At 48.0% G+C, this 17431-nt stretch carries 12 protein-coding genes; 1 reads left to right on the forward strand and 11 read right to left on the reverse strand.

All coding sequences use genetic code 11. The features are described 5' to 3' along the window. Window positions 1–98: 98 nt before the first annotated feature. The 10 genes from hemE to METBU_RS0110845 form a co-directional block, all read right to left on the reverse strand. Window positions 99–1166 carry a uroporphyrinogen decarboxylase gene (gene hemE / locus METBU_RS0110800; protein ID WP_017840641.1) on the reverse strand — a complete coding sequence of 356 codons (1068 nt, stop codon included), beginning with the start codon at window positions 1164–1166 and terminating at the stop codon, window positions 99–101. Between the two features lie 1007 nt (window positions 1167–2173). Continuing rightward, window positions 2174–3646 (reverse strand): SPOR domain-containing protein, encoded by a 1473-nt coding sequence (locus METBU_RS0110805; protein ID WP_017840642.1) that lies wholly within the window; start codon window positions 3644–3646, stop codon window positions 2174–2176. After that, window positions 3630–4715, reverse strand: a complete 1086-nt coding sequence (gene aroB, locus METBU_RS0110810; protein WP_017840643.1) for a 3-dehydroquinate synthase — start codon at window positions 4713–4715, stop codon at window positions 3630–3632. Before aroB ends, METBU_RS0110805 begins: the two co-directional genes overlap by 17 nt. A 525-nt stretch (window positions 4716–5240) precedes the next feature. Further along, on the reverse strand, window positions 5241–5759 hold the full coding sequence (gene aroK / locus METBU_RS0110815; protein WP_017840644.1) for a shikimate kinase AroK: 519 nt from the start codon (window positions 5757–5759) through the stop codon (window positions 5241–5243). Further along, on the reverse strand, window positions 5752–5985 hold the full coding sequence (locus METBU_RS29020; RefSeq protein WP_017840645.1) for a shikimate kinase: 234 nt from the start codon (window positions 5983–5985) through the stop codon (window positions 5752–5754). The genes aroK and METBU_RS29020 overlap by 8 nt, the downstream gene beginning before the upstream one ends. A gap of 77 nt (window positions 5986–6062) precedes the next feature. Further along, entirely contained in the window at window positions 6063–8360 is a 2298-nt protein-coding gene (gene pilQ, locus METBU_RS0110825) for a type IV pilus secretin family protein (protein ID WP_235726402.1), read from the reverse strand. Between the two features lie 40 nt (window positions 8361–8400). Continuing rightward, window positions 8401–9000 carry a pilus assembly protein PilP gene (locus METBU_RS0110830; protein WP_017840647.1) on the reverse strand — a complete coding sequence of 200 codons (600 nt, stop codon included), beginning with the start codon at window positions 8998–9000 and terminating at the stop codon, window positions 8401–8403. Continuing rightward, window positions 8997–9632 carry a type IV pilus inner membrane component PilO gene (locus METBU_RS0110835; protein WP_017840648.1) on the reverse strand — a complete coding sequence of 212 codons (636 nt, stop codon included), beginning with the start codon at window positions 9630–9632 and terminating at the stop codon, window positions 8997–8999. Before METBU_RS0110835 ends, METBU_RS0110830 begins: the two co-directional genes overlap by 4 nt. Beyond that, window positions 9632–10195 (reverse strand): PilN domain-containing protein, encoded by a 564-nt coding sequence (locus METBU_RS0110840; protein ID WP_017840649.1) that lies wholly within the window; start codon window positions 10193–10195, stop codon window positions 9632–9634. Before METBU_RS0110840 ends, METBU_RS0110835 begins: the two co-directional genes overlap by 1 nt. Further along, window positions 10195–11256, reverse strand: coding sequence for a pilus assembly protein PilM (locus METBU_RS0110845; RefSeq protein ID WP_026130159.1), 1062 nt, complete (start codon window positions 11254–11256; stop codon window positions 10195–10197). Before METBU_RS0110845 ends, METBU_RS0110840 begins: the two co-directional genes overlap by 1 nt. 833 nt (window positions 11257–12089) lie before the next feature. Between METBU_RS0110845 and METBU_RS0110850 the strand changes: the two genes are divergently transcribed. Next, window positions 12090–14462, forward strand: coding sequence for a penicillin-binding protein 1A (locus tag METBU_RS0110850; protein ID WP_017840651.1), 2373 nt, complete (start codon window positions 12090–12092; stop codon window positions 14460–14462). Window positions 14463–14567: 105 nt separating this feature from the next. Here METBU_RS0110850 and METBU_RS0110855 read toward each other — a convergent pair whose 3' ends face one another. Further along, complete coding sequence (locus METBU_RS0110855; RefSeq protein ID WP_017840652.1) at window positions 14568–16064, reverse strand: hypothetical protein; 1497 nt, start codon at window positions 16062–16064, stop codon at window positions 14568–14570. Window positions 16065–17431 lie beyond the last annotated feature (1367 nt).

Raw genomic sequence — 17431 nt, forward strand, 5'->3', positions numbered from 1 at the left:
CTTCTTATTCTTCATGGTCTTCATGTGCTTCATGGTGAATAGATTTTCGCCAATATTTTCACAGCATCCAGAGCAATGGAAACGAGGAAATAAACGGCTCAAAGAGCATGATAAGCCGGGCTGAACTCATGCACCGCGTCGACCATCGCCTTGACATGCTCCGGATTGATATCCGGCAAAATACCGTGCCCGAGATTGAAGACATGTCCGGAACCGCGGCCGTAACGCTCCAGTACGTTTTGTACTTTCGCGCGAATGACATCCGGATTGGCATACAGGCTTACGGGATCCATGTTGCCCTGCAAGGCCACCTTGTCGCCGACGCGCGCTCTGGCTAACCCGATATCGGTTTGCCAATCCAGACCCAAGGCATCGTAACCGCTATCGACCATTGCTTCGAGCCAAAGCCCACCGCCTTTCGTAAACAAAATTGTCGGAACCCTGCGGCCGTCCGCTTCCGTTTGCAATTGCTCGCGCACCAACTTGGCATAGTGTAACGAGAATTCCAGATAATCCTCTGAAGTCAACATCCCACCCCAAGTATCGAACAGCATCACCGCCTGAGCGCCGGCCGCGATTTGCGCATTTAAATACAAGGCCACCGATTTTGCCAATTTCTCCAGCATGCGATGCACAACACCAGGCTGTTCATACATCATCGACTTGATCTTTTGAAAGCTTTTACTGCTGCCTCCTTCGACCATATAAGTCGCCAATGTCCAGGGACTGCCGGAAAAACCGATCAGCGGCACGCGGCCTTGCAGCGAAGTTCTAATTAAACGAACCGCATCGATCACATAACGCAATTCCTGCTCGGGATCGGGAATCGGCAATTTATCGACATCGGCAGCCGAGCGAATCGGATTGCTGAACCTAGGACCTTCGCCTTCGGCAAAACTTAGGCCCAAACCCATTGCATCGGGTATCGTCAAAATATCGGAAAACAAAATAGCCGCGTCGAATGCATAGCGATCCAACGGCTGCAGCGTGACTTCGCAAGCCAGTTCCGGATTGGTGCATAAATTCATGAAACTCCCGGCTTGCTCGCGGACTTTACGATACTCCGGCAAATAGCGTCCTGCCTGACGCATCATCCAGACCGGCGTTCTGTCGACCGGTTGTTTTAATAAGGCTCTGAGGAAAGTATCGTTTTGTAATATCGTCATTATGTTTTATTTTCTTGTTTAAGGAATAAGCGCGAATCGCCTTGAAATTTACTATCGACCCCATCCAAAGCTTAAGAATATCGCCAAAAATAACTGTATGCATTCACACGCTGGAGAGACTGTGAAAGTATTCGATATTCCTGCGGGACGGGGGTTGCAAACCCATACGCATCAAGCTAAAAATGGCCAACCCAAATCCGCTCATGTAGCCCGTAAGCAGCGCAACGGAATACGGGAATGGCGTGGCTCCGAGCTTCCCGGATTTTGCTACGCTCCATCCGGGCTACGCTACCGGCACACATGACCCGGCGTTACTGCCATTTAACTGAAAGAGATACTTTCAATTCTTTTTCAATGGTATCGCGAAGCTAGAGCTTCACATATAGGTTTCCCAAGTAGCAGCTTGGGAAACAGCAGAATACTTATTTTTTCTGGTTCCCACGGTCCTCCGTCACTGACATTAAGTTAAGGGAAACCCGTCATTCCGCCATGGACTGGCGGAATCCAGTGCCATGGATGGCAACCTTTAAGGCACATTAGAACCGAAACGCAAGAATTACTTATTTTTACGACGGTTTAACTTAATGGCTGTGACGGTCCTCCGTGGGAACCCATAACTTGGCTACCGAGGCAAGACCGGCATGCATTCCCTCACTGGTGCGAAAACGAAGTGAGTCGCTGTTGATCAGTAATTATTCACACCCCCTATCGTTCCCACGCTCCAGCGTGGGAATGCAGCCCGAGACGCTCTAGCGTCTCGTACCGCTGGAGCGGTACTGAGGCATTCCCACGCAGAGCATCACTGCCATTAAGTTAAGGATTTTTCCGTTCGCCCTGAGCCTGTCGAAGGGTGAATGGAAAAATCCTGGGTCGATAAGTTTAGTCGTCCATGGTTCGACAGGCTCACCACGAACGGCTTAACTTAATGGCAATGACGCAGAGCATGGGAACGAGAATGACTGTGGGACTGAATACTCACCTTGATCAAGTTATTTCATGCGCGTTACTTAGTTTGCGTTTTTGATATCGTTTTGTAAAACCGCGAAACGCCTAACCCAAGCCCCTTTGAATTCCGCCGGCAATTTTCCGGTAGCCCTTTCGGCTTCGACATGACTACTAAACGAGCCGTACAGCAAAATAAATTTCTCTTTACCGCCGATGCGAGTTTCAAGATACTTCAAGTCTTGTTTTAGGTGTTGATATTTGTTCAGCACATTGACAATCGACTGTCGGCTCGATAATACCATTAATTGCAAAGTGAAATGATCCGAGGATTGCTTGAATAACCAGGTCCGGTCATCTTCCGAGCGATTGGAATCTATCGTCTCCTGCGGCTTTGTCTCAATCTTTTCATCTGCGACCGTCGGCACTAAAGGCTCGGCTTTAATTATACTCGGACCGGCGATTGGGCTCTCAGGCTTTCTGTTTTCGGCGGCTTCAGAAACCACCTCAGGATAATTAATCGCTTCATTTTTCACAGTGGTCTCGATTTTCCGGTCTGGTACAGCCGCTACCGGGGCCGCAACGACGTTTGTCATCTTAGGCTTTTGTTCCGAGACATCGGTAACGATGCGGTCATTTACCATCTGTTTGCCGGCAAACTTTTCAACCAACAACGGAACCGACAAGGCCTGTTGCTGCGACCTCGGCAAAGACTCCGTTAATTCATGATCGGATTCAGGGGCTAAAGCCTCCCAGCCGACGAAGGCGATACCTGCGATCGCAAGAAGCGCAAACAACCCAATTGAAAACCGGACGGGTGCCCCCAACCGTTCGAAATCGGACAAGCGCGGCAATTCAGCAATAATTTTCCCTGGAATACCATGCGTTTCGCGGTAGACATACTCCACCATGTTATCGCTGACCGCATTAAATGAAATCGGCGCGTCCGGCTTCCCGGAAAGATTTTGCAAAAAATCCCGGCATTGTTTTTCCGACAGCGGCAACAGCTCGATAAAATGACAATCCTCGACAGACCGGTCCGAACGACTTTTAATATACAGTTCGTCTTGAGTTAGCGAAAAAATAACTCTTAATGCCGGGTTAGCTAAGGCATATTCCGACAAAGTATCGATCAAACCGGGTATCAATTCGCCGGCATTATCGATCATCAAGATCAACTTAAGTTTTTTCTGTTCAAGCAATGCGATCGCATCATCCAGGGAAAAGCCTTTACAAGCCGGCTGTTCTGTTTCCAAGAAACTGCGCAACCGCTCTTGAATCGCCGCAAAATTCAACTGATGATCGCCGGCCATGAAATAATAATGTCCTTCGACCGGACGTTGCTCGCGCAAGACCGTCAGCAATGTCGACTTACCGATGCCGGCCGGGCCGTTAACGATCAACGGACGATTAAAATTGATTATCAAATGAATCAATAACTCGAACTTTTGAGCGCGCTCGGCAGTAATTAACGATTTAATCGCCGGCTTTGCCAAGCCATACGGCCTATTCGCAGCCTGATTAGCCTTTTCGACCATATCCGTTTAGCGTCGCTACCAATAATGCTTTTTCGACACCGACCGGCAAGGTTGCCTCGCCGATGCTTTTCAACAAAATCAAACGAATATTGCCGTCGACATTTTTTTTATCCACGGCCATCAATTCGATAAAACGGTTAGCATCGAGCGCTGCCGGAGGCTCGACCGGCAATCTAGCCCGCTTAAACAATCGAATAATCCGCTCGACGTCGGCATCGGTCAGCCAGCCTTTGCGTCTTGATAAATCGGCCGCCTGGCAAGTGCCGATCGCAACCGCCTCGCCATGCAAATAGCTTCCATAACCCATGCCGGTTTCTATCGCGTGACCGAAGGTGTGGCCTAAATTCAAGGTTGCCCTGACATCGGCTTCTTTTTCATCGGCGGCAACGACTTCGGCTTTATTGCGGCACGAGCGCTCGACCGCATGCGCGAGGGCTTCGACATCCCTATCGAGCAAGGATTCGAGATTGTCCTCGAGCCATGCGAAAAAATCGGGTTCGCGTATCAAGCCGTATTTGATCACTTCGGCGATACCTGCCGACAATTGCCTGTCGTCCAATGTCGACAAGACCGACATATCGGCAATCACGCATTGCGGTTGATAAAACGCGCCGATCATGTTTTTGCCGAGCGGATGATTGACGCCGGTCTTTCCGCCGACCGACGAATCGACTTGCGCCAACAACGTGGTCGGGATTTGTATAAATGGAATGCCGCGTTGGTAACAAGCGGCGGCAAAACCGCCCATGTCGCCGATAACGCCGCCGCCCAAGGCAATCAAACTGGCGTTTCGACTGAATTTGTGGGTCAACAAAGTATCGAAAATCCGATTCAAATAGTCGAGCGTTTTATATTGTTCGCCGTCCGGCAAAATAACAGTTTCGACGACAAAATCCGACAGATTATCGAGCACCTGTTGCAAATATAAAGGCGCCACCGTTTCGTTTGTCACAATCAATACTTGTTTTGAACGAATATGCCGAGTCAATAAATCGGCTTGTTCCAGCAAACGAGAGCCTATATAAATCGGATAACTACGCTGCCCTAAATCGACTTGTAATGTTTTCATTTGTTTTTGTTATACACCTAATGTTCTGTGTCGCAAAAGCACTTTCATTTCAACCTTCACCTTCGGCATGTATTCCCATGCTGGAGCGTTGAGAACGAGGAATCTTGACCCATGTGACTTCGACACCATGTATTGTCACCCAAACTTTCCGGCTTCGAAATCGCGATCTAGGGATCGCTCCCACAAAAGACCTATTTCACCTTTGCGGCATGTATTCCTCCTGCGGGACGGGTTATTCAACCCGTCCCCAGCGTTTCGATATGCTTCGGCCACGGTTGAAACGTTTCGGACGGGGTTACAAACCCCGTCCTGCCAAGTGCATTCCCACGCTGGAACGGTGGGAACCAGGGAAATAAATCCCCTCAATCCCCCCTTTTTCAAAAGGGGAGGCACAATCTAACTTGTTTTAATGCAGCCAATATTATGAGATAAATTCGGCGAATGGGGCATGGTGCGAACCCTACAGCGCTTCCCTCTTCCCTCTTCCCTCTTTCACCTTTCACCTTTCACCTTTCCTCTTTCACCTCATAAATCTCTATAACGCTGCAATATATTTTTAACCGCAGCCTTACTCTGTAATGTGCCGCTATCGACGACATAATCGGCACATGACAAATATAAAGGCTCGCGCTCGATTAACAACTGTTCCAACTTCGCTCTCGGATTGTCGGTTTGCAGTAACGGCCGCTGCGTATCGCGCTTGGTTCTTTCCAAAATTCTATCCACCGAACATTGCAAATAAACCACAAAACCGTTTTCCTTGAGACATTCCCGATTTTCTTCGCGGATAACTGCACCGCCGCCGGTCGCCAACACGACATGAGTCAATTTCGTCAAACCAGCTAACGCTTTTTGTTCCCGATCCCGAAAACCTACCTCACCTTCGAATTCGAAGATCGTTGGAATATCGACGCCGGTCAAATCTTCGATAATCTTGTCGCTATCGTAAAACGGCATTTTTAACGATTTGGCCAATAGCCTGCCGATTGTCGTTTTGCCGGCCCCCATTAGACCGATGAGATAAATGTTCTCCGATTTAGCCATGCGATTTCTTCCCTCGTTCCCAAGCTCTAGCTTGGGAACGCATACCCATCAAGCTCTGCTTGACGTCACCCGGCAAGCGGAGCTTGCAGGTAGTCACTCCCAAGCTGGAGCTTGGGAGCGAGAAGTCGTAAAACGGCATTTTTAACGATTTGGCCAACAGCCTACCGATTGTCGTTTTGCCGGCCCCCATTAGACCGATGAGATAAATGTTCTCCGATTTAGCCATGCGATTTCTAGTAATTTTTCGCGCGCATAAAAAAGGGGGCATTATGCCCCCTTTTTAGCCGAAGTAGAAGCAGGGAATTAGTTGGCTCCCGACAAATTCTCGTGAACGATTTTTGGGGTTACGAAAATCAATAGCTCTGTTTTATTATCGAGAATCTCGGTGCGCGTGAATAAAAAGCCTATGCCCGGCAAATCACCGAAAAATGGAATCTTACCGATGTCTTCTCTCTGATCCCCTTCAAACACGCCACCTAAAACGACTGTTTCGCCATCCATGACCTGCACATTGGTTTGAATCTCACGCGTATCAATCCCAATTTGATCGCCCACAGCTCTTCCTGGTGCATCTTTGGTAACTCTTAAATCCATAATGACACTACCACTTGGTGTAATCTGCGGCAATACGTTCAGCTCTAACACTGCGTCAATTAATTGTGTCACCGGTCCAGTATTCGCACTACTTGTTTGATAAGGAATTTGCTCACCCAGTTTAATTGAAGCCTGACAACGATCCGTTGTCATGACTCTTGGATTAGAAAGCAATTCTGCCTTGCCTTCATCTTGTAACGCCGTAATTTCTAAATTCAATACATAATCAGCCGCTCTCGCCAGCGTCATTCCTAGCGCCCCATAAGGATTTGAAGCGGCAAGATCTACCAACATAGAGCTCATATCCAAACTTCCGTCAATTCCTGCTGAAGGACGAGGATCTCGCCCTCCTAATGCGAAACTTTTACCACTACCAACCTCGGCGGCTTTTGTCACACCAAATCGAACCCCCAAGTCTCTTGCAAAATTATTCGATGCAATTACAACTCTCGACTCAATCATTACCTGCCGCACAGGGATATCGAGCTTCGCGATTAATTTTCTGATTTCCTCCAACCGACTGGCTGTCTCCCTGACAATTAGGGTATTAGTACGCCCATCAACTACCACAGTACCTCTCGGCGACATCATCGTAAACCTATCGTCGTCACCACCTCCCGTACGACCTTGCACGCCACCAGCACCTTGCATTCCCCTTATACCTTGCATACCACCCATACCACCCATACCTTGCATACCGCCCATGCCTTGCATACCGCCCATTAGGCCACCCTGAATACCCCCGCCTCCTTGACCGACACCCATACCGCATTGCCCGAAGGATCCTGCATCCATGCCATACAACAAATTCCGGAAATTTTCCGCCCGGGCATAATTGATTTTGATGTACTCGGTGCGTAGCGGCTCCAATTGCTCGACTACTTTTTCGGTTTCACGCTGCTTCTCTTTATATTCCTTGATCTTGCCGACCGGCGCGATCAATGTGACATTGCCTGTTTGGTATTTTTCAAGGCCTTTGGTCATCATCATGAAATCCAACGCCTCGTCCCAAGGCACGTCGTCGAGTTTCAAGGTTATCCGCCCGGTTACTTCGTCGCCGGCGACAACGTTCTGTCCGGTAAATTCGGATAGCAGCGTGATTACGCTACGAATTTCGATATCTTGAAAATTAAGCGACAAGCGATCGCCGGTATATCGATCCTTCTGACTGTCTTTCAAGTCTTTTTCGGCCTGTGTCAACGGCCGAAACTCGACCGTCAGCAACCCTTCCGATTGGAACTGAGAATACTCGTAAAGCGGGCTTTGTAAATCGACGGTAATTTTGGTTTCTTGACGGCTACTGACCGCGTCGAACGATTTGACCGGCGTCGCGAACTCGGATACGTCGTAACGTTTCGAAAGGCGTTCCGGCAAACGGGTGTTGACGAAGTAAATTTCAACCTTACCGCCGATTTCACGGGTATTGACCATCGTATTCGCTTCGGCCAATGAAATCAGAATACGCCCTTCGCCGCGAGGTCCACGCCTGAAATCCAAACCATTGATACCTTGCTCGGGCAAAAACTGCGCCATCACATCGCTTCTCGCTTGTTGCGCAGCCGTAGCCACGATCGAGGTCTCCGGACGAACGACCGGCGCTTCAACCTGTGCGGCTCCAGCCAACGTGACAAACACTTTGTTACCCTCTGTGCGTGTCTCATAAGGCACCGAAGAAGTCAAATTAATGACGACTCGTAGCCTACCGCCGGATTCGGCGACATACACGCTATCGGCCGCATCTAAATTGATCGGGAATTTTTTCTTGGACAAACCGCTTTTAACGCCGCTAAAGTCCAGTGCAATTCTGGCGGGATTGTCGGTATGAAAAACCCGAGGAGCCGGCGCGGGTCCGTCCAGTTCCAATTGCAACTGCAAGCGCCCTCCCGACAACCGGGTAAAATCCAGATTTTGAATTTGTGTTTCATTCGCTTGAACGGCAAACTGAAAAACACACAGGAAAAGTCCCGCGACGATTGTTTTCCATAGCGGCTTGGTCGCTCTGTTCATGTTATTGCTGCCTTGAATACTCATTGTTTAATCCCCAACATCATTCGGACAATGCCAATGAAGTTTGCTGTTCTCGCCATGTTCCCGGCTTATCGGGAACGATTTCCATCAATTCGATTTTGTCCTCGTTGATACGAATAATCTTGCCGTGATTCCTGCCCATGAAATTACCTTGTCGAACCCGATGGATCGTCCCGTCACCGGCTTTGATCAAGCCCCATAACACAGCATCCTTAGTGATGGTTCCCACCATTCTCAAGCTGTCCAGCGAATAGGACTCCAATTGCTCCTTACGCCGAATTGGATCCGGCCTAATCCCTCTACCTGTCCCGACATCGACAAGTTCGGCTTCCACTACTTTTTCTATCGGCCGGAACGGATCGCGTAAACCGCTCGGTTTATAGATGAACGGTTCGATCACTTTAATTTCAGGCAACGGCTCGATTTGCGTTTTCGGCCGCGCCTTGACTTGATTGATATACTGAACCAAATCGGACTTATCATCGCTCGAGCAAGCGCTCAGTAACAACAGATTTAGCAAACCTAAGGCCGCGATCGCGCCGTGTTGAAACCACCCGCGTTCGCCATGTCGACTTTGCCGAGACCTCGAATCGGTTGCCGATAAAATACTCGACTTCATCTTCTACCTCTTCTTTGCTGAGGCTTTGCCGGCCCGGGTCCTTGCTCCCCCTCGTTATAGGTTTTGATCGTGGCGTCCATGACCATTTTATCGGACGACTCGCCTTTAACTTGTTGAGAAACAGGGGTTATCTTAACGTTATGCACCGTCACGATCCTCGGCAATGAAGCCAGGCCACTCACAAATAAAGCCAACTCTTCGTAACGCCCGATAACTTGTATATTGATCGGCAGTTCCCAATAAAAATCGCGGCGCACCGGGTCTGTCGGCCTAAACAGTCTGAATTCCAAACCGCTCGCCAAGCCGGTCTGTGAAATATCGACCAATAAATTCGCCACTTCGGAGCGAGTCGGCATTTGTTTGATGATTTCAGTCAGCGAATCTTCGATCTGTTCTAACTGCGCTTTGTAGTCCGGCAGATTGATCGCTTTTTTTTGTTTAACCTCGAAGCTGCTCTTCAAATCCCGCTCAGTTTGTTCCAATCGTTCCAACGCTTCCAATTGATCGGCGGTATCGTAATAATAACCGCCGACCGCAACGAGTACGCACGCAATTGCAATGACTACGGCTTTAACCGGTGTCGGCCAAGACCCGGCCTCATTAAAATCCCAATTAATTTCAGACAGATTCATCAGTTTTTCTCATCTTCGGAAATCGCGCCCAGTTTCGCGATAAGAATAAAATCGCTGAGCTGATCGACTTTGGTTTTTTGTTGAGACTGAATGATGTTCAACTTTGGACTGTGCAGCCACTCTGAAGCCTCAATCGCCCGCATAAACGCCGATACCCGCGCATTCGATTCGGTCTTGCCGTTAAACGTCAATACCTTATCGGACTGCACAAAGCTTGTTAGAAAAACGCCGTCCGGAGTCCTTCTAGCGACTTCGTCGAACAGGTGTACAATCAGGGGCCTACTTTCCTGCAGCTTTTGAATCACATCGATCTTAGTCAGTAATTCGGTTTTCTTTTCTTCGATGTTTTTAATTTCGGCAATTTTCTTGTCGACCGCAGCGATTTCATTCCTGAGCATTTGGTTCCGACTTTCCTGATACGACATTACGTCGTCGTAATGCATGTGAACCGCAAAAATCAACACCAAGGTTAAGGCAATCGACAACAAAGCAGCAGTCAAGAATTGCTGTTGCTGTTGTTTTTTAAGCTCGGCTCGCCAAGGGAGCAGGTTAATTCGGGCCATTAATCGAAACTCCTTAGCGCAAGACCGCAGGCAATCATCATAGCCGGCGCATCGCTACTTAAACTTTGCGGTTTCACTCGATTCGATAAAGCCATATTGATAAACGGATTGGCAATAAAACAGGGAATACTCAAGTTCTGCTCGACCAACTTATCGACACCGGGTATCGAGGAACAACCACCCGCCAAAATAATCGAATCGATCGTTCGGTTGGCGCTCGATGAAACAAAAAATTGGAGCGATCGGGCGATTTGCTGAACCATCGCCTTCTTGAATGGCTCCAATACGTCAATAATATAATTATCCGGAAGACCGCCGTGCCGCTTGGCAAGACCGGCTTCTTCGTAGGACAAACCGTAGCGTCGTTGAATTTCATCGGTCAACTGCCTTCCGCCGAAGCCCTGTTCGCGCGTATAAATGGTTCTACCGTTCGCAATGACGTTCAAAGTCGCCATCGTCGAACCGATATCCGAGATAGCAATAGTCTGCCCTTCGGTTGAACCGGGCAATTGATCGGAGATAAGCGCAAAGGCGTTTTCCATCGCAAACGCTTCGACATCAATGATTTTGGCTTTTAAACCAGCCTTTTCCAAGGCCTCGATGCGGTCCTCGACATTTTCACGACGGGATGCAACCAAGAGCACATCAACCATTTCGGAGTTTTTAGCGTTTTTTCCTTGAACTTCAAAATCCAGGTTGACCTCATCCAGAGCATAAGGCACATATTGATCTGCCTCTACCATGATTTGTTCGTAGACTTCTTCGTCCGAATAATTAGCGGGCATCGTAATGATTTTGGTCATGACCGCCGAACCCGCAACCGCGACGCAGGCATGTTTGACTTTCGTTCCGGATTGTTTGATGGCTTGTTTGATCGCATCAGAGATTACATCGACATTCGCGAAATTTTTATCGATAACGGCATCCTGCGGCAATGGCGCTACAGCATAACTTTCGACTCGATAACGAGGACCGTTTTTCGATAATTCCAATAACTTAACGGCTGCCGTGCTAATGTCGATTCCGACTACAGGCACATTTTTGCGACTAAACCAGTTCATCGTGGAACCCTTGTAAAACATTGAATTGTTGTTGCATCGAATACTCTGCTGCCTATCTAGTTATCGATAATCCTAAAAAGAGCGGTCTACAACACTTTCACCGGTCTGGTTAAGCCTCAAACTGCCCTTTTTAGGATAATGCGTCATGATAAAAAGCACATAAGCCATCAAAACGAGAGCACATCTTTAGTGTTGGATTAGAGCGCCGAAACACTGGCACTAACATCAATACGCCCGATCAAACTGCACAGGCACCAGTATAGTAGTGTTTTTAAATTACATAAAAAAATATTCATTCCGCTTTGATTTCGATCGCTTTTTCAATTCGAATCACCAATATCGCATAGCTGATAAAAACAAATTTTCAGTATCGAAAATCAAAGATTTAGTCTCCGTCCATAAGATATATTCACCCATATGAATGGCCGTCACTCCATGGCAGAACGAGGTTTTCAATCCCATTCTAAAAGTTTTAACCGTGACCAAAGAACCGAAACGTTCGGGGCTTGAGCATACCCCATACGCATCAAGCTAAGGATTTCGTGATAAATAACGTCCTGGAACTATGGGCTTTGTTGAGGGTTCGGTAACTCGCTTGGCAGGTGTCGGCGGCAGCAACAAAATAACATGATTTTCGAGCATTCATCAAAGTTTGTGTTGCTCAAAAGTCAAATCAAGTATATTTTTAGCAACAGTCAATGTCAGATTTCTTTTTATTCAATCCGTTAAGAATCAATCGAACCTGACGATATAATCAAAACACTAGTCACCAACTTGTTAGCTAGACAATAACATCGGCACAATTACTTTAGTGGTACAAACCGGAATACTTCGTGATAATTAAATTACTGATCACCTTTTTTAAATGGCTCAGCGTGCTTTTTCTAATCGGCCTGATATCAGCGGCGATTTACGGCTATCTGTTATTAGAGCGCATCTCCGAAGAACTGCCCGATGTTAACCGATTAAAGGATGTTCATTATCAAACGCCGCTACAAATTTATAGCAAAGATAATCTTTTAATCGCTGAATTCGGCGAAAAAAAACGTAGCCCTATCACGATCGACCAGGCTCCGAAAGAGCTAATTCATGCATTTCTAGCCGCCGAAGACAAACATTTTTACGAACACCAAGGCGTCGATTTTGTAGGCCTATTTCGCGCCGCTTTGAAACTAGCCGCCACCGGTAAAAAGGAACAAGGCGGCAGCACGATCACGATGCAAGTCACACGAAACTTTCTACTGAGTCGCGAAAAAACCTACACTCGCAAATTAAAAGAAATACTTCTATCGCTCAAGATAGAAGAGATTTTTTCAAAAGATACTATTCTCGAACTTTATTTGAATAAGATCTATCTAGGTCAACGCTCCTACGGCGTTGCCGCTGCCGCCCAAACTTACTACGGCAAATCATTAAACGACCTTACGCTGGCGGAATCCGCAATGATAGCCGGCCTACCAAAAGCCCCTTCGGCCTATAATCCTATCGTTAACCCTGCGCGGGCAATGGAAAGACGTGACTATGTATTATACCGAATGCATAAAATCGGCTATATCGACCAACAAACTTACCAAGCCGCCCTCGCCGAAGCCAATACAGCAAGAGTGATTCATCGCGGCATCGAACTGTCGGCGCCTTTTATCGCAGAAATGGCCCGGCAAAAAATTCTTGAACTTTACGGAACTCAAGCATACGGTTCGGGGATGAAAGTCTACACGACGATTACCCGCCCTCTGCAAAACGCAGCCACACGGGCTTTAAGAAATGCGGTGCATAGCTATGACGAGCGCCACGGATACCGTTTTAAATTGCCCGATGCTCCCGCTCAAAAAACCGACATCGACAAAATGCCGATCATCGGCGACAGCTATCCGGCGTTGATCAAACAAATCGATAACGACAAAGCAATCGTCCAATTACGCGGCGGAAAAACCGTTGAAGTACCATGGAAGAACATGAAATGGGCGCGCAAATTTATTTCACGAAACGCGCGAGGGTCCGCGCCGCAATCCATCCGCGACCTATTCAAAACCGGCGACGCTATTTTTGTCAGACGACTGAACGATAAAACCTGGGCTTTAGCGCAAATACCGGAAGCCGAAGGAGCTTTAGTCGCCATCGATACGATCGACGGAGCGATACTGGCATTAGCCGGCGGTTACGACTTCAATCACAACAAATTCAATCGAGTGACACAGTCGAACCGGCAACCGGGATCGGGCTTTAAACCCATTATCTATACAGCAGCCTTGGAAAACGGTTACACGGCCGCATCGCTAGTCAACGATGCTCCTATTGTAATGGAAGGCTCAAGGCCCGGTCATGAATGGCGTCCGGAGAACTATAATCGAAAGTTTTCCGGCCCGACCAGCCTAAGAGTGGCGCTTCGACAATCCAAAAACCTGATTTCAGTTCGCTTGCTGATGAATTTAGGCATCAAGCCCGTCATTGAGACTGCCATGCGTTTCGGGTTTCAAAAGAATCAGCTACCCAATAGTTATACGCTTGCGCTGGGCAGCGGCCAAGCCACCCCACTGCAGATGGCGCGCGCTTATGCAGTCTTCGCGAACGGCGGCTTTCTGGTCGAGCCTTACTTGATCGACCGGATTGAGTCCGGCGACGGCAAATTACTGTATCAAGCCAATCCTCAAGTCGCCTGCCTGGATTGCTCCAGCGAATCTCCGGCATTCATCAATCAAGCACCACGCATCATCACGCCGCAAATTAGTTTTTTAATGAACTCTCTGCTACGCGACGTTGTACAAAGAGGCACCGCAGTCAAAGCGAAACAACTCGGACGCGCCGACCTTGCCGGAAAAACCGGCACGACCAACGATCACCGCGACGCATGGTTTAACGGTTATAGCGCCACCGTATCCGCCGCGGCATGGGTAGGATTCGACAATTTCAACAGCTTGGGCGACAAAGAAACCGGCGGCGCCGCCGCCTTGCCGATGTGGATGGAATTCATGCAAACCGCTTTACGCGATAAGCCGGAAATCCCTTTAACGCAGCCGGAAGGTGTTGCAAAGATGTATGTCGACGCAGAAAGCGGCATGATGCTTTCGGCAGAAATACCGGGAGGCATATGGGAATTTTTCGACACGACGCAACAAGCCAAAATGCATTCGCACACGAATTTCGAATTCACGGAACCCGGAGAAGCCAATTTCAGCGAAAGACATCCCATTGAAACGCTGTTTTAGCCCCTAAGAACATCAATGCCATTAAGTTAAGCCGTTCGTGGCGAGCCTGTCGAACCATGGGCGGCTTAACTTATCGACTCGAACTTCGACATGTCTTAAAAAGGATCAACCGCCAAGCTCGCCACCATCAGCTTCAAACCTGACCTGATAGCGCATATATTGCGCAGTCTCTTCCAGCAAGCGCAACAGCACCAAACGCCCCTCCTTCAACGCAATCTCAGTGCCCAAATTAAACTTCTTATGCCAGGGAAGATAGCATTGATAATGCCCTTCGTAACTTTCCATTATAAAAATCTCCTCAGGCGATGAATCGGCGGTGGTAACCGCAAACGGGCTTTCAGAAACCAATTCCAATAAAGCACTCTGGTATAGCGATTTTTTAACCGACACAATTGGTCTTGCAATCGCCAACAAAGGCTGCAAGCTTTGACCATAAAGAATCAGCAAGCTGTTTCCTTCTACAGGCAGCTTCAAGTATTCCGCAAGATAAATCGCGGGCAAACCGGTTTTAAACGTTTTGATAGCACCGTATTGCAGTTCGACTTTTTCCTGCTTTTTTTGTCTGCCCCAAATTTCATCATTGCTGATCCGGCTTAAAACTTGTTCTTCAGGCTCGGGGTCGGCCGCCAATTCGAAATACTCCAGTATTTTTTCAGGCTTCGGCGTATTGATTAACGAAACCCGGCCGCCGCGAATATGCTTATTCAAAAACAATGCGGCCTGCTCATAGCCCGAAACGAAAGCATAATACTTGGGTAAAACGCGTTCCGTACTACGAACCAATTGCTGAAAATTAGACAACGTATTAAAGAGAGCGGCCCCATAAGTAACCGGCAAACTCACCTGCGTATTCAGCACGGCTTTAGTCAACGCTTCGACATGGAAAGTCAGCACTTTCAGACCTTCCGGCTTTAAAACCAAAGGCTCGGGCGGTTTACCGCGTTGATAGTCCCAATAAAAACCCGTCTGATGCTCAAATAGCGTCAATAAAGCTTGCTTTTGCGTGCAAAAAGCAAATAAGGCCTGAATCTCATCACGATTAAAACGATAGGGATTACAAATAACAAACAGTAAATTGCGCCGCAAAGCCTTGGCACCGCTATTCAACGGCTGAAATACCGGCAAAGCCGACGTAATCAACGTATCCAACCCGGCCTCTTGAGCATGCTGATAGGCGAGCCCCATATCATGCCAAAACGAACCGGGTAATCGTTCATAACTCAGTGCGCGATGAAAACTACTCCAGCCAAGCATTTGCAAAGCATAGTTAGCATGCAAAGCCTTATTGGCCGCATTGGTTTGCGCTAAAAAAATATGCAACTGTGCCAGATATACCATCAACTGAGAAGACAACCGAGCCAGCTTATAAAGATCCGGTTTTTGTATAATAATCCGCTCTAAAAATTCAACGATCTTAACCACCACCGGATCGAACAAATCGACGACTAGAGCCAGCTCCTCGCTATCGAGCTTCTCGCTTTGCTTGACCAGTAGATTCAAAACCTTTAATACTTCGCTACCAACCGCCACCGCATCAGGCGAGTTCAATTGACTGAACCAATGTTTTACGGACGAACGATTTAATTCAAAAGGCAGGGTCATGACAAATAATGATGCTTTTGTGACAAATGCGTTAATTCTAGCGCTTTTGAATGAAATTGAAAGAAAGTTGATATTTTACAGCCGATTTGTATCTCGCTTCTTTACGTTTCTATCAATAAAGAGGCTGTGAAAGTACCCGCGAATACATCATAAAAAAACCTGATTAGCAAGTTTCTTCGGCTAAAGCCCAAAGACCAGCATATCCCTAGCAGGACGGGTTTCGTAAGCCATGCGCGTTAAGCTAAAAACGGCCAACCCGCATCACGCTATTCCCCAAGCTCCAGATCGGGAAAGCCCACCTCCGGAAGCTCCAGCTTCCCCTAGCAGAACGGGGTTTGCAACCCCGTCCTAAACGTTTTGACTTTGGCCGAAGTTAGCCGAAATGTTTAGGGCAAACCGAAACGTTGGGGACGGGTTAAATAACCCGTCCCGCAAAGGAAGCTCCAGCTTCCTGAGACCGACACAACCTATAAGCGCCAACTTAAGGGAAAACTCGTCATTCCGCCAGGGATTGGCGGAATCCAGGTCCAGGGATGGCAATGCTTAGCTTCACACTCATGCAACCTGGATATCGGCAATCCATGCCGTTACCTGATTAGCAAGTTTCTTCAGCTAAAGCCCAAAAACCAGCATATCCCTAGCAGGACGGGGTTTGCAACCCCGTCCTAAACGTTTTGACTTTGGCCGAAGTTAGCCGAAATGTTTAGGGCAAACCGAAACGTTGGGGACGGGTTAAATAACCCGTCCCGCAAAAGAAAACTCGTCATTCCGCCAGGGATTGGCGGAATCCAGGTCCAGGGATGGCGATGCTTAGCTTCACACTCATGTAACCTGGATATCGGCAATCCATGCCGTTATGACGAATAAAGCCACAAATACACCATAGTATAGGCACTAAGTTGGTGCTTATGCCGACACAACTGCCGCACACTCTCAATCAACCCCGACTCGCTCGTTCACTCTTTCTTGATTGTCGGGAAGCTAGAGCTTCCCGAACAGGTTACCCAAGCTGGAGCTCTCATCGTTATACATAAATTGAAGGATCACCTAGCGTTAGGTGTCACTGCCATTAAGTTAACGGAAACTGGTCATTCCGCCATGGACTGGCGAAATCCAGTGCCATGGATGGCAAGCTTTTGAGGTGCATTAGAGCCTGAATACAAGCATTATTCATTTCTGTGATGGCTTAACTTAATGGCAGTGACGCTCTGCGTGGGAACTATAGGGGGGGGGGTGAATCATTACAGAAACGCTTGTTTGAGAATGTAGGATGCGGTGAACAGCGTGAACCGCATCAATCACGAACCATGCGGTTCGCGCTTCACCGCATCCTAGGGACTAAGGCAAGACCGGCATGCATTCCCACA

The organism is Methylotuvimicrobium buryatense 5G (assembly GCF_000341735.1).
GTDB classification, from domain to species: Bacteria; Pseudomonadota; Gammaproteobacteria; order Methylococcales; family Methylomonadaceae; genus Methylotuvimicrobium; species Methylotuvimicrobium buryatense.

Excerpts from the sequence above, each read along its gene's own strand:
- METBU_RS0110845 (WP_026130159.1), bottom strand. The coding sequence starts at position 11,256 with ATGAACTGGTTTAGTCGCAAAAATGTGCCTGTAGTCGGAATCGACATT.
- aroK (WP_017840644.1), bottom strand. The coding sequence starts at position 5,759 with ATGGCTAAATCGGAGAACATTTATCTCATCGGTCTAATGGGGGCCGGC.
- METBU_RS0110805 (WP_017840642.1), bottom strand. The coding sequence starts at position 3,646 with ATGGTCGAAAAGGCTAATCAGGCTGCGAATAGGCCGTATGGCTTGGCA.
- METBU_RS0110830 (WP_017840647.1), bottom strand. The coding sequence starts at position 9,000 with ATGAAGTCGAGTATTTTATCGGCAACCGATTCGAGGTCTCGGCAAAGT.
- METBU_RS0110840 (WP_017840649.1), bottom strand. The coding sequence starts at position 10,195 with ATGGCCCGAATTAACCTGCTCCCTTGGCGAGCCGAGCTTAAAAAACAA.
- hemE (WP_017840641.1), bottom strand. The coding sequence starts at position 1,166 with ATGACGATATTACAAAACGATACTTTCCTCAGAGCCTTATTAAAACAA.
- pilQ (WP_235726402.1), bottom strand. The coding sequence starts at position 8,360 with ATGAACAGAGCGACCAAGCCGCTATGGAAAACAATCGTCGCGGGACTT.
- aroB (WP_017840643.1), bottom strand. The coding sequence starts at position 4,715 with ATGAAAACATTACAAGTCGATTTAGGGCAGCGTAGTTATCCGATTTAT.
- METBU_RS0110835 (WP_017840648.1), bottom strand. The coding sequence starts at position 9,632 with ATGAATCTGTCTGAAATTAATTGGGATTTTAATGAGGCCGGGTCTTGG.
- METBU_RS29020 (WP_017840645.1), bottom strand. The coding sequence starts at position 5,985 with ATGGCTAAATCGGAGAACATTTATCTCATCGGTCTAATGGGGGCCGGC.
- METBU_RS0110855 (WP_017840652.1), bottom strand. The coding sequence starts at position 16,064 with ATGACCCTGCCTTTTGAATTAAATCGTTCGTCCGTAAAACATTGGTTC.